General features: G+C 40.9%; 9 protein-coding genes and 3 tRNA genes. 5 read left to right on the top strand and 7 right to left on the bottom strand.

Features of this window, described 5'->3' with window-relative positions:
- Positions 1-5 precede the first annotated feature (5 nt).
- From HMPREF1534_RS14545 to feoB, 4 genes are all read right to left on the bottom strand, one after another.
- Positions 6-389, bottom strand: coding sequence for an ISAon1 family transposase N-terminal region protein (locus HMPREF1534_RS14545; RefSeq protein ID WP_005937579.1), 384 nt, complete (start codon positions 387-389; stop codon positions 6-8).
- A 140-nt stretch (positions 390-529) separates the two neighbouring features.
- Positions 530-602 (bottom strand) — tRNA-Glu (locus HMPREF1534_RS14550).
- Between the two features lie 610 nt (positions 603-1212).
- Positions 1213-1284: transfer RNA gene (locus tag HMPREF1534_RS14555), tRNA-Cys, on the bottom strand.
- Between the two features lie 313 nt (positions 1285-1597).
- Complete coding sequence (feoB, locus tag HMPREF1534_RS14560) at positions 1598-4069, bottom strand: ferrous iron transport protein B (RefSeq protein WP_005937577.1); 2472 nt, start codon at positions 4067-4069, stop codon at positions 1598-1600.
- Between the two features lie 173 nt (positions 4070-4242).
- On the opposite strand from feoB, the gene tilS reads away from it, so the two are divergent.
- Positions 4243-5547, top strand: coding sequence for a tRNA lysidine(34) synthetase TilS (gene tilS / locus HMPREF1534_RS14565; RefSeq protein ID WP_018451926.1), 1305 nt, complete (start codon positions 4243-4245; stop codon positions 5545-5547).
- 129 nt (positions 5548-5676) lie between these two features.
- Here the strand turns inward: tilS and HMPREF1534_RS14570 are convergent, their stop codons facing one another.
- A complete protein-coding gene (locus HMPREF1534_RS14570) occupies positions 5677-6240 on the bottom strand; it encodes a lipocalin-like domain-containing protein (RefSeq protein WP_005937573.1) in 564 nt (187 codons plus the stop codon).
- A 742-nt stretch (positions 6241-6982) separates the two neighbouring features.
- On the opposite strand from HMPREF1534_RS14570, the gene HMPREF1534_RS14575 reads away from it, so the two are divergent.
- Positions 6983-7069 (top strand) — tRNA-Ser (locus HMPREF1534_RS14575).
- A 116-nt stretch (positions 7070-7185) separates the two neighbouring features.
- Here the strand turns inward: HMPREF1534_RS14575 and HMPREF1534_RS14580 are convergent.
- On the bottom strand, positions 7186-7902 hold the full coding sequence (locus tag HMPREF1534_RS14580; protein WP_005937566.1) for a DUF3845 domain-containing protein: 717 nt from the start codon (positions 7900-7902) through the stop codon (positions 7186-7188).
- A gap of 134 nt (positions 7903-8036) precedes the next feature.
- On the opposite strand from HMPREF1534_RS14580, the gene pflB reads away from it, so the two are divergent.
- The 3 genes from pflB to HMPREF1534_RS14595 all read left to right on the top strand — a co-directional run bounded on the left by pflB (position 8037) and on the right by HMPREF1534_RS14595 (position 11948).
- Complete coding sequence (pflB, locus tag HMPREF1534_RS14585) at positions 8037-10265, top strand: formate C-acetyltransferase (protein WP_005937563.1); 2229 nt, start codon at positions 8037-8039, stop codon at positions 10263-10265.
- Positions 10266-10339: 74 nt separating this feature from the next.
- Positions 10340-11068 carry a pyruvate formate-lyase-activating protein gene (gene pflA / locus HMPREF1534_RS14590; RefSeq protein ID WP_005937559.1) on the top strand — a complete coding sequence of 243 codons (729 nt, stop codon included), beginning with the start codon at positions 10340-10342 and terminating at the stop codon, positions 11066-11068.
- Positions 11069-11189: 121 nt separating this feature from the next.
- A complete protein-coding gene (locus HMPREF1534_RS14595) occupies positions 11190-11948 on the top strand; it encodes a hypothetical protein (RefSeq protein ID WP_005937556.1) in 759 nt (252 codons plus the stop codon).
- A 97-nt stretch (positions 11949-12045) separates the two neighbouring features.
- Here HMPREF1534_RS14595 and HMPREF1534_RS14600 read toward each other — a convergent pair whose 3' ends face one another.
- On the bottom strand, positions 12046-12633 hold the full coding sequence (locus HMPREF1534_RS14600; RefSeq protein WP_005937554.1) for a LutC/YkgG family protein: 588 nt from the start codon (positions 12631-12633) through the stop codon (positions 12046-12048).
- Positions 12634-12635: the final 2 nt, after the last annotated feature.

Below are 12635 nucleotides of genomic sequence, written 5' to 3'. Positions count from 1 at the left end.
GGCAACTAACCGCATGATTGTCTAAGTAACGCTTTTAAAAAAGCTCCGAACTCAGCTGTTATGCGAGTACCGGAGGCTACTAAGTTCCAATCACGACTATAAGTTTGTCCTGTTTCCGGGTCTTCCCAACGACGCCGCTTGATGCGTAGATATACAGCCTTGCCGCGAACAGGAAAGTCTTGCACTTCTATTTCCGGGAAGAAACCTTTGGAATGTAGATGTAAATGGGAATGCTCTTGAGGAATGGAAGGCTTTTCCTCAAGAAAAAAAATGAAGCAAGTCTCTTGAGAGACATGGTTAACCAGGTCAAAATAGTCAAGCAGGCCTGCAGGAAGGAACAAGCTCAACATCTCCAGTGGAGTGGCAGGGGGGTGAAGGTTCTGTTTCATGCCACAAAGATAGTGTTTTTAACTAATTCCCCCAAGTTTTCAAACTGAGCCCACATTTTTGCACGTTACATCCCAAAGACAAGGACGTTTTAAAAAAAGAAAAAGCTAATAAGTTTGTTATTAACTTATTAGCTTTTTAGTAGCGGAACCGGGACTCGAACCCGAGTTTCAGCCGTGAGAGGGCCGCGTCCTAGGCCACTAGACGATACCGCCATTTTTAATCAGGCCTTTCTCTTTTTCTTTAAGGCGGTGCAAATTTAGAATATTATTTTGAAATTACAAAATAAAAATAGTTTTTTTTGAGGCTTTGAAACTTTTTTTCGGATCAAGTCAAAAAAGTGTGTGGACATAATATTTTGAGAAAATTCGGGTCACTTATTATTCTTGGGGATTTAAGTGTCATATCACAAGCAAAGGGAAGAATAAGCCGTTTCCCGGGGGCGGGTAAGGTCTTTTAAACGGAAGATTATTACAGTCTGCGGCAATGGACTGTACAGTCCACTGTAGCAGACCGTACGGTCCACTGCAACAGACTATACAGTCCGCTGCCGGAGACTGTAGTAATTCGACAGACAGACAGGCATAATCGAAAGGACGAAAACGCTTGGTCCGGCTAATGAAACGGCTTAGGAAACTCAAAAACACATGCAGGGATTGGAAACCGGAGGAGACAAGATCAGGGGACAGGTATTTGATTGATATGTTAAATCCCCAAGAATAATGACTGCCCCTAGGTACTACCTACCAATCCAAAAAATCGGCTGAGCCCCTAAAAGCCAAAGAAGGATTAGAAATTTTCATTCTAATCCTTCTTTGGCTTTAGAGGTTCCTGGCGGATTCGAACCGCCGTACACGGTTTTGCAGACCGCTGACTAAGCCACTCATCCAAGGAACCCTTTTTCTTTGCAACCGTTGTTTCTCGATTGCGGTTGCAAAGGTACGACTTTTTTTTGAACCTGCAACTATTTTGATGTTTTTTTCTTCATTTTCCTGCATTTTTTTCGCAATTACACTTCTGATTGGTGCGAATGGACTTAATGGAACAGTCCGAAGTACATCCTTCACAGGGATTCTCGTTATTCTTTATCCTCTTGAAATACAAAAAGATACGAAGCCCAGCCCATATCATACACAAGAAAACAATGACTAAAACTATGATTTGTTGTAATTCCATGCTTAAAAAAACAATAAGAATAAAAATGAGTTCACTAAATAATCAAATTTCCCAGTTGATAAACAACAAAAGCAATGCACCACGCTAAAACCGTGGTATAGCCCGCAGCAAATAATGCCCATTTCCAACTGCCCGATTCTTGTTTTATAGCAGCCAAAGTAGCTATACACGGAAAATATATTAGCACAAAAAGCATATAAGCCAAAGCAGCAAGTGGCGTGATAGGAATACGATTGGAAAGATTCACATTTTCCACATCCTCTTCATTCGTATAAAGAACTCCCAATGTGCTAACCACCAGTTCTTTTGCCCCGACTCCGGAAATAAGTCCGATGCCAAGTTTCCAATCAAATCCCAAAGGTTCGATTACCGGCTCCACTGCTTTACCTATCTGACCAATATATGAGTTTTCTTGCTGTTCTGCCACTGTTTCATAAGCATCATGTTGCGGATAATATCCCAAGAACCAGATAATGATAGAAGCAATCATAATAATACCCCCCATTTTCTTCAGATATTGAGCCCCCTTTTCCCAAGTATGGCGCAAAATACTTTTCGTTGTCGGCATACGATAAGGAGGGAGTTCCATCACAAAAGGCGCATCATCGCCTTTCACCAGAAACTTACTGAAAAGACGTGCCATGAGAACCGCCAATATAATTCCTGTGGCGTAAATGCACAATAATACAAAACTAGCCTGATTTGGGAAAAAAGCTCCTACCATTACTAAATAAATAGGTAAACGAGCACTACATGACATCAGCGGATTGACCAGCATCGTAATAAGCCTGCACTTACGGTCTTCAATGGTACGTGATGCCATAATAGCCGGCACATTGCATCCGAATCCCATGATAAGAGGTATGAACGACTTTCCGTGTAATCCCATTCGGTGCATAATCTTATCCATAATAAATGCAGCACGTGCCATATATCCTGAATCCTCCATAACAGATATGAAGAAATATAGAATAAGAATATTGGGCAAGAATACGATAACTCCGCCTACCCCGCCAATGATACCGTCTACCAGCATATCCTTCAATGGACCTTCGGCCATATTATTACGAATCAGATTTCCCAATTGATCTACCAACCACTCAATTCCCTGCATAGGGTAATCCCCCAATACGAATGTTCCTTCGAACATGATATAAAGGAAAAGGAAAAAGATAGGATATCCCCAAATACGATGAGTCACAATACTATCAATCACACGAGTGGTCTGCTCCTTTTCCATGTGATTGTCTGTAAATGTTTCTTTCAACGCTCCGGTTATGAAACCATACTTGGCATCAGTAATGGCCTGTTCACTATCTTCATTCATCACATTATAAATACGCTGAACTTCTTTGTCACGCAAAGCTAAAATTTCACCTCCATTGGGAAGTGTCTCAACAAAAAGTTCGATATCCTTATCATCTTCCAACAATTTAATGGCCAGGAAACGAGTAGAATATTTGTGTCGGATTTGCTCGTTGACACTGATTAATTTCTTCACAGCTTGAATGCTGCGTTCCAATTCAGGCCCATGATTTATATGAATATGACGGAAAATACCACGCGGCCTAATGTGTTCTTCTTCACTGTGACTGCCAAATTTATGATCAGGAACATAAGTTTCATGCCAATCACGCAAATCCTCCAATACTTCCGTACGGATTTCCGCCTTCTTTTGAGTCAGAAAATCACTGCCCTCATAGATGCCGATAATCACATGGAAAAGTTTATCGACACCTTCTCCTTTACGACAGACAGTGGGCACCATAGGTACGCCAAACAACTGGCTCAGCTTGAGATAATCCAGTTTGTTGCCACTTGCCTCAAGTTCATCATACATATTCAGAGCGATAACCATTCTCACGTTCATATCAATAAGCTGAGTAGTGAGATAAAAATTCCGCTCCAGATTCGAAGCATCTACCACGTTGATAATCACATCGGGAGTCTCATCAATAATATGTTTGCGCACATATATTTCTTCAGGAGTATAGGCTGACAAAGAATAAGTACCGGGCAAATCCACAATACGGAAATGGTATCCCTGAAAATCAAAAAAACCTTCTTTGGCATCCACAGTGACGCCGCTATAATTTCCTACGTGCTCGTGAGCACCGGATGCTATATTAAACAGCGAAGTTTTTCCGCAATTAGGATTACCTACCAGTGCCACATTTATGGTACGTCGTTTTCCTTTGGCCAATGCCACCATTTCAGCTTCGGGCACTGTTATTTCTTCTGTTATGGAGCCGTGATAAGGACTTTGAGTGGTACGTGCTTCTTGTTCACTCACTACCTCTATCATCTCGGCTTCTTGCCGGCGAAGAGAAATCTCGTAATCTAGCAGTCTGTATTTTATCGGGTCTTTCAGGGGGGCGTTTAAAATTACTTCCACGGTTTTGCCTTTTATAAAGCCCATCTCTACGATACGCTTACGAAAGCCTCCGTGGCCTAACACTTTGACTATTACGCCTTTTTCTCCTGTATTCAATTCAGATAAACGCATTTTCTTTAAAATTTTCTGCAAATATAGTTCATTACTTAGAGGTATGCAAGTTGTTTAGACTGTTTTTAAATAAAGAATTTCATCATAAACAAAAATAGCAATATGCAAACCGACGGATGAAAGAAAACAGGTATTCGCTTTCTATAATCTCAAAGAAGCATTATCTTTGTAATATGTTTCATTTAGACGTCAATAGATTTATAGAAGAAAAATCTTTATTTTTTCAAAAAGATAAGATTTTAGTGGCACTAAGCGGCGGTGCTGATTCTGTCGCTTTATTACGTGTGCTATTAGCTTTAGGATATACCTGCGAAGCTGCCCATTGCAATTTTCACTTGCGCGGCAAGGAGTCAGACCGAGACGAAAACTTTGTACGAGGCTTATGTAACGAACTAAATATTTTATTACATGTGGTACATTTTGATACTCAAACGTACGCCACAAAGCATCGCATTTCCATCGAAATGGCAGCTCGAGAAATGCGATATGAATGGTTTGAAAAATTAAGGCAGGAGTGTGATGCTTCCGTTATTGCCGTAGCCCACCATAGAGATGACAGTGTAGAAACATTCTTATTAAACTTAATTCGGGGAACAGGCATCAACGGCCTGAAAGGAATAGCCCCGCTAAACGGTCATATTGTCCGTCCGCTACTGAACGCGAGTCGACAGGATATTCTACAATATCTTGAGCACTTACATCAAGATTACGTAACAGACAGCACTAATCTGCAAGATGAATATATGCGGAACAAAATCCGCTTGAATATTCTTCCAATGTTGGGAGAACTAAATCCATCTGTCAGTGAGAGTATTGCAGAAACAGCAAACCGACTGGCAGAAACCTCTCTCGTTTACAACAAAGAAATGGCCGAGGCCAAAAACAGAGTTATAAAAAGAAATGGCAACAACCTAAAAGCTATTCATGTAGAACGCTTGTTGACAGAAGTTGCCCCCGCCTCATTACTGTTTGAAATATTGTATCCACTAGGATTTAAACCTTTACAAATAAAAGATATTTTCCACAGCTTATCAGGACAGCCGGGAAAAAGATTTATTTCTCCCGAATGGGAAGCTGTACGAGACAGAGAATATCTGTTGCTTCAAACCAGAACCATAGAAAGCACAACCGACCCAACTCCACAGCTTTGCATCAAGACGCTGGATTTATCGGATGATTTTATTATTCCTAAAGAAAAAGATGTAGCTTGCCTGGATGCAGACAAGGTAATAAGCCCTCTCATTATTCGCAAATGGCAAAAAGGAGATAAATTTGTTCCTTTTGGCATGACAGGAAAAAAGAATGTAAGTGATTATCTCACCGACCGCAAATTCTCTTTATTCGAAAAAGAGAATCAATATGTTGTATGCTCAGACGAAAAGATTATCTGGCTGGTAGGAGAAAGAAGTGACAATCGCTTCAGGATAACAAATACTACCAAGCGAGTAATGATTATTCGTTTACAAAAAGAGCGATAAACACCCTATCAGCCACACAAGATTCATAAACTTCCTGTTTAAGTGCGGATTACATAAAGAATAGGTTGCACCCACCGCAATTCCCATGTAATCCGCATCAGAAAATTTCATCTGAATGCAATGATTAAATTATTCCCGGACTCTGTGATAACGCATTATCATTCCCCCATTATCCAAAATCAATGAATCTTTATCAAGTTTCAAAACATTCATCGTGTCAGTAGAAGCAATCGTTTGACCATTACCTATACTTTCGATATCCATGATTAATTTATCTCCTTCACGTTTCCAAGTCTTATACACAAGTGTCGCAGAATTAATCGAAGCTGCTTTTCCATCTGCCGCCAGCAAAAAGCCATCTTCTCCATCCATACCACTAATAGGCTTAGTCCACGCACCAATTATCAGTTCTGCAACAACAGGTTTTACCTGCCAACTTTCCGCTACATTAATACCATCCATCACCTTATAATCAACAGTCAAGGTATCATTCAACGCAAAGCTGTTTCCCGTGTAACCGGCATCTTTCGCATCTAACGTACTTACAAAAACAGTATCATTATCTACCGTAACCACAGTTACTCCATTCATAGTGGCATCACAAACGATACCGGTCACAGATTTTTCCACTGTTTGATTGCATGAAGTCATTAACCCCATCATGGCTGATACTACCACAAAAATCTTCTTCATTTTATCATTATTTTATCATAAAACAGTTAACCATCATCTATATTCGTTGTAAAGATATGAATTATTTTTCTCTGAAAAAGAATAGCACAAACAATCTTTTCATTTTAGCAAAAACTAAAAATCTTATCTTTTTGTTTATAAAATAAGCGATTCCATAGATAAGCCGCTTGAGAATATGTATCGTATAACAGAATTAGACGCTGACACTAATTCTGAAAAATTTGGAGCACAACGTAAATGTATTGCCAAACGATGCTCTATGCTCCACACAGCCGATTATCTAATGAATAATTCAACCCGATAAGGAGAATTTATACAGCCCTTATACCGGCTACAACCTAGATGAATGGGCGGATATGATGTTATATTCGATCAAATTATACTTTTGTTCCCCGACCATAGCGCATGGGCCATGAATAATAGAAACCCGAAGAATAATACACCCTTTTAGGAAAAACCAAAACTTCGTCCTATCATCAATGTTCGTCTTGAAAGCAATGATATATACGAAAAATTGAGATGTTTATTAGAAAATCAAAAAACATCATGCTCCCATAAAGGTAGCCATACAATATTTAGAGTTTTGGGAAAGAAAATAATTTTAAATATTAAACGCTTACTATCAATACTTTATTATTCCAACACAAAAATATATCTAAAAAAAAGCGCAAAAGATTTGCACATCTCGATTAATCCGCTTATCTTTGCACCGCGTTTGAGAGATAACGCCTCTGAAAAGGAAGGAAGTTTGGGTGAGTGGCTGAAACCACCAGTTTGCTAAACTGACGTACGGGTAACCGTGCCGGGGGTTCGAATCCCCCAGCTTCCGCAAAACATCCGCTAAATCATGATTTAGCGGATGTTTTTTATACCTCTGACCACGGGTCAACGTAAAATAAAACGATGAACAAAAGTTTTCGGCTCCAAATGTCTAACCTTCAAGACTCAATTAATCTCATATATCTCAAAAAATGACTCTTTATCAATACTCAAAGAAACCTTCTCTGACTCCTTCTGTCCGATAAGGTTCACAAAAATATTGAGATATAATTCAGTAAAAGACAAATTCCAACGATCATATTGCACATCAAAAGTATACAAACGCTCAGCAGTATTCAATTCAGCAAAAGCCTCATTGCTTTTACATAAGAACACATCTTCCGAAACAGCAGGAGGATAAGGCAGGAAAGATGCAGAAAGCATCATATAAATATAGTCTGTATACCAATGTTCCGTATAGTACCTGAATTCGCCTTTTAATCTGAATTTAATCCTGTATTTCTTAGCCGGATTATCATTCATGAAAATAGGCTGACGATATTCCTCGGGGAAATTACCATCATAATAAGAATTACTCATTCCCATCTCCGACTTACCTTCTCCCCTAAAGCCCTCCATGGTAACATCCGATACAGCATTCTTTGGGTCGAACTTGAAAGTCAATTTACCGATGGTCTTGTCATAAGGATACACGGCAAGCGTATCCAGCACATACGATTCCAGGTTATGACTCTCTGCAATCAATGTCGCATTGCCGGTGGGTTCCTCGCTGCCACCTTTAATTATATCAACATTATCTAAAGGATAATAGATGGAATCTTCTTCCTCGTTACAACTGCCAAAAAACAATGCACACAGCAAAAAAACAATGAACTTATTCATATTTTATCATTTTAATATCGCAAAGATAACAAAAAATACGTCATTCTACACTCAATATACCTATTAGTAGTGATGTATACCTCATAAAAAAGTACTACCTTTGCATCCCTAAATCTTTTAATGGATATAACAGTATGGAAATGAACAAAGTTTTTAAGGATGGATTGTGGAGTAAGGAAATCAACGTTTCGGACTTCGTACATACCAACATTACCCCCTACGAAGGCGATGCCTCATTTTTGGCCGGCCCTACAGAGAGAACAAAGAAAGTGTGGAACGAGTGCCTTAAAGCGTTGGAAGAAGAACGCACAAACAATGGCGTCCGTTCTCTTGATAACGTAACAGTTTCTACCATCACTTCTCATAAAGCCGGATATATAGACCGTGAAAACGAGCTCATTGTCGGACTTCAAACCGACGAACTGCTGCGCCGTGCCATCAAACCTTTCGGTGGTATCAAAGTAGTAGAAAAGGCCTGCCGTGAAAACGGTGTGGAAGTGGATGAAAAGGTGAAAGATATCTTCTATCATTACCGCAAGACCCACAACGATGGCGTATTTGATGCGTATACCGAAGAAATCCGTTCGTTCCGTTCACTTGGTTTTCTGACCGGATTGCCGGACAACTATGCCCGCGGACGTATCATCGGTGATTATCGCCGTTTGGCTCTTTATGGCATTGACCGCCTGATTGAAGCCAAGCAAGAAGACTTGCACAACATCGGCAGTCCGATGACCGATGCCCGTATCCGTTTGCGCGAAGAAGTGGCAGAACAAATCAAAGCCCTGAAGGAAATCAAAATAATGGGAGAATATTACGGACTGGATTTGAGTCGCCCCGCAACAAATGCACAAGAAGCCGTTCAGTGGGTATATATGGCTTATCTGGCTGCCGTAAAAGAACAAGATGGTGCAGCCATGTCACTGGGCAATGTATCCTCATTCCTCGATATCTATATTCAATACGACCTTGACAATGGCAATATTGACGAGACTTACGCACAAGAACTGATTGACCAGTTCGTCATCAAGCTGCGCATGGTACGTCATTTGCGTATGCAATCATATAATGATATCTTTGCCGGAGATCCGACATGGGTGACTGAATCCATCGGTGGACGTTTCAATGACGGACGTACCAAAGTCACCAAGACTTCTTTCCGTTTCTTACAGACATTATACAATCTCGGCCCCTCTCCCGAACCTAATATGACCGTTCTGTGGAGTCCTGAATTACCGGAAGGATTCAAAGAATTCTGTGCACAGGTTTCTATCGACACTTCTTCTATCCAGTATGAAAATGATACCCTGATGCGTGAAGTTCGTAACTGTGATGACTATGGTATCGCTTGTTGCGTTTCTTATCAAGCCATCGGCAAGCAAATCCAGTTCTTCGGTGCGCGTTGTAATTTAGCCAAGGCGCTGTTGCTGGCCATCAACGGAGGACGTTGTGAAAACACCGGTACAGTTATGGTCAAAGATATTCCTGTCTTGACAGGAGACCTTCTGAACTTTGAAGAAGTATGGTCTAACTATAAAAAAGTATTAATGCAAGTGGCCCGTGTATATAATGATGCCATGAACATCATTCATTATATGCATGACAAGTATTACTACGAAAAAGCTCAAATGGCGTTTATCGATACCGACCCGCGCATTAATCTGGCATACGGTGTAGCCGGTTTGTCTATTGCCATCGATTCACTGTCGGCCATCAAATACGGTCGTGTACATGCCAAACGCAATGATATCGGTCTGACCGAAGGTTTTGAAATTGAAGGTGAATTCCCATGTTTCGGTAACGATGACGATCGTGTAGACCATTTAGGCGTAGACCTGGTTTACTTCTTCAGCGAAGAATTGAAGAAACATCCGGTTTACAAGAATGCCCGTCCCACCTTGTCATTGCTGACTATTACCTCCAATGTGATGTATGGCAAGAAAACCGGTGCGACTCCCGACGGACGTGCCAAAGGTGTTGCTTTTGCTCCGGGCGCCAACCCCATGCACGGACGCGACAAGAATGGTGCCATCGCTTCTCTGAGTTCTGTGGCAAAACTTCGTTACCGCGATGCCCAAGATGGTATCAGCAACACATTCTCTATCGTTCCGAAATCACTCGGTGTAGATATGGAAACCCGTATTGAGAACCTGGTGACCATGATGGACGGTTACTTCACCAAAGGCGCACACCACCTGAATGTAAATGTCCTGAACCGCGAAATGCTGGAAGATGCAATGGAACACCCTGAAAAATATCCGCAGCTTACTATCCGTGTATCAGGATATGCGGTTAATTTTATCAAACTGAGCCGTGAACATCAGTTGGAAGTTATCAGCCGTTCTTTCCACGAGAGAATGTAACATCCATATTATAAATACAATTATCCTAGGGGCGGGCTTTAAACCTGCCCCTATAAGCTTAAAGACAAACCATTATGATTAGAGTACACTCCTATGAGTCAATGGGTACATTTGATGGGCCCGGCTTGCGTTTAGTCGTTTTCCTGCAAGGATGCAACTTCCGTTGCCTGTATTGTGCCAATCCCGATACCATAGATATAAAAGGTGAAAGTACCGAAACGCCGATAGACGAAATTATCCGTATGGCTGTCAGTCAAAAAGCATTCTTCGGGAAAAAAGGCGGAATCACCTTTAGCGGTGGCGAACCGACCTTACAGGCAAAAGCACTGATTCCCCTCTTCCGGCGATTAAAGGAGCAAGGCATTCATATTTGTGTGGATACCAATGGAAGCATCTGGAACGAAGATGTGGAAGAACTACTGAAATTGACCGATTTGGTATTACTGGACATAAAAGAATTCAATAATACCCGCCATTTGCAACTGACGGAGCGCAGCAACGAGCCCACCCTACACACAGCTCAATGGTTGGAACAAAACGACAAACCATTTTGGCTACGCTATGTACTAGTGCCCGGATACAGCTCTTTCGAAGAAGATATCCATGCATTAGGCAACCATTTTAAAGATTACCGAATGATTCAAAGAGTCGAGATATTACCCTACCACACTCTAGGGGTACACAAATATGAAGCTATGAAAAAAGAATACCGCCTCAAAGGAGTAAAAGAAAATACTCCCCAACAGTTGGATACAGCCAAAGCTTTATTTGAAAAATATTTCAAAACGGTATATCTGAACTAAGTATCAACAAGACAATAAAAAATTAGCATTATTTTCCATAACAAGCTTGATATGTCCTTCTTTTTGTTTATTTTTGCACAACTAAAAATATCTTATATTAACAACTACTAAATAGCACAAAATGAAAAAACTATTATTATTCTGTTTGCTACTATTCATCAGCGCAGAAAGTATACAAACAGCAGCTCAGGAAAGTAAGGAAACTAAAAAAGAACAAGGAATATTCAATTCAGTTGCTGTAGGCTTAGGCGTAGGTACTACAGGTATCAACATCGATGTAGCAAGCCCGATAGGAAACCATTTTGCCCTGCGAGGAGAGGTGAACATCATGCCCGGATTCAGCTACAGCGACGAAGTCGATGCCAGTGTACTTAACTCAGCCACCGAACAAGTCTACGCCCCCATCAATGTGGAAGGTAGCTTGGCACGTACGACAGGAGCCTTACTGCTCAATGTCTATCCGTTTAAATCTTCCAGCTTCTTTGTATGCGGCGGTGCTTACTTTGGCGGTGCAAAATTCATAAAGATAGAAGGACACAGCGATGAACTTCAACAACTGGTCACTGAAGGTAAAGAAGCAGGTATCGAAATCGGTGATTATTTTATCCCTGTAGACAAGAACGGAAATGTAAACGGAGGATTAAAAGTAAATTCATTCCGCCCTTATTTGGGTCTTGGATTTGGTCGTGCAGTACCCAAAAAGCGCATCGGCTTCATGTTCGAATTGGGCGTACAGTTCCACGGTACTCCTGAAGTTTATGCAGACAATGCCGAACTCACCGCCATTAATACAGTGGCAGACAATGAATTCTCGGATATTATCGACAAACTGACTGTATATCCGGTACTTAAATTCCGTTTGAGTGGAAGAATCTTCTAAAAGCTGAAGAATCTATTTATCCATAAAAGAGGTGTACCTGAAGTTATCAGCCTTTCAAGCAAACTTTCAATACACCTCTTTCTTTATTCTTCCAATCCTATTTGATTATCACCATCACATCCCGCGCACCGTGAGCTCCCATAACCAACGCCTGCTCAATATCAGCAGTCTTCGACGGGCCGGATATATAAGTACCAAAGCCATATTCCCCGGTATGTATACGCTTATATGCTTCATGCATATTATTCACAATTCTCCCTTTATCAAGCAGAATCACCAGTTTTTCAGAAATAAAATAAAGAGCACGTTGCTTGACATCCTGTTCTATCCAAACGGCACCATTCTCCGCCACCCCAATCTTCCCGTCAATAATTGCCAAATCCGTGCCGTCCAGTTCGGCAGGGTCCTCAACATTATCAGGATTAAAAGTAGCACATGTAATACCTTCCAGATTGGAAGCGATACGTTTGGCATCGGGATAAGACTCCCTGATCAGTTTGTTTATATCCTGTCCTTCCTCTAAAAAAACAGCCTCCCCTCCCACCTGCTTCATCATAAAATAAAACTGCTCTACCACATTAGGATAAGTCAATGCATGCTCTTCCAATGGCTTCAGATCAGGTTTCTCATATTTCACGTGTGTAGCACGGCGGATGCTCTGCAATATATCTTCTCTACTACTCATAA

Source organism: Phocaeicola massiliensis B84634 = Timone 84634 = DSM 17679 = JCM 13223, assembly GCF_000382445.1.
GTDB classification, from domain to species: domain Bacteria; phylum Bacteroidota; class Bacteroidia; order Bacteroidales; family Bacteroidaceae; genus Phocaeicola; species Phocaeicola massiliensis.
Note: the sequence above shows the minus strand (reverse complement) of the source record. Positions and strands in the feature narration are given on the sequence as shown.

Excerpts from the sequence above, each read along its gene's own strand:
- HMPREF1534_RS14580 (WP_005937566.1), bottom strand. The coding sequence starts at position 7,902 with ATGAATAAGTTCATTGTTTTTTTGCTGTGTGCATTGTTTTTTGGCAGT.
- HMPREF1534_RS14595 (WP_005937556.1), top strand. The coding sequence starts at position 11,190 with ATGAAAAAACTATTATTATTCTGTTTGCTACTATTCATCAGCGCAGAA.
- tilS (WP_018451926.1), top strand. The coding sequence starts at position 4,243 with ATGTTTCATTTAGACGTCAATAGATTTATAGAAGAAAAATCTTTATTT.
- pflB (WP_005937563.1), top strand. The coding sequence starts at position 8,037 with ATGGAAATGAACAAAGTTTTTAAGGATGGATTGTGGAGTAAGGAAATC.
- HMPREF1534_RS14545 (WP_005937579.1), bottom strand. The coding sequence starts at position 389 with ATGAAACAGAACCTTCACCCCCCTGCCACTCCACTGGAGATGTTGAGC.
- HMPREF1534_RS14570 (WP_005937573.1), bottom strand. The coding sequence starts at position 6,240 with ATGAAGAAGATTTTTGTGGTAGTATCAGCCATGATGGGGTTAATGACT.
- pflA (WP_005937559.1), top strand. The coding sequence starts at position 10,340 with ATGATTAGAGTACACTCCTATGAGTCAATGGGTACATTTGATGGGCCC.
- HMPREF1534_RS14600 (WP_005937554.1), bottom strand. The coding sequence starts at position 12,633 with ATGAGTAGTAGAGAAGATATATTGCAGAGCATCCGCCGTGCTACACAC.
- feoB (WP_005937577.1), bottom strand. The coding sequence starts at position 4,069 with ATGCGTTTATCTGAATTGAATACAGGAGAAAAAGGCGTAATAGTCAAA.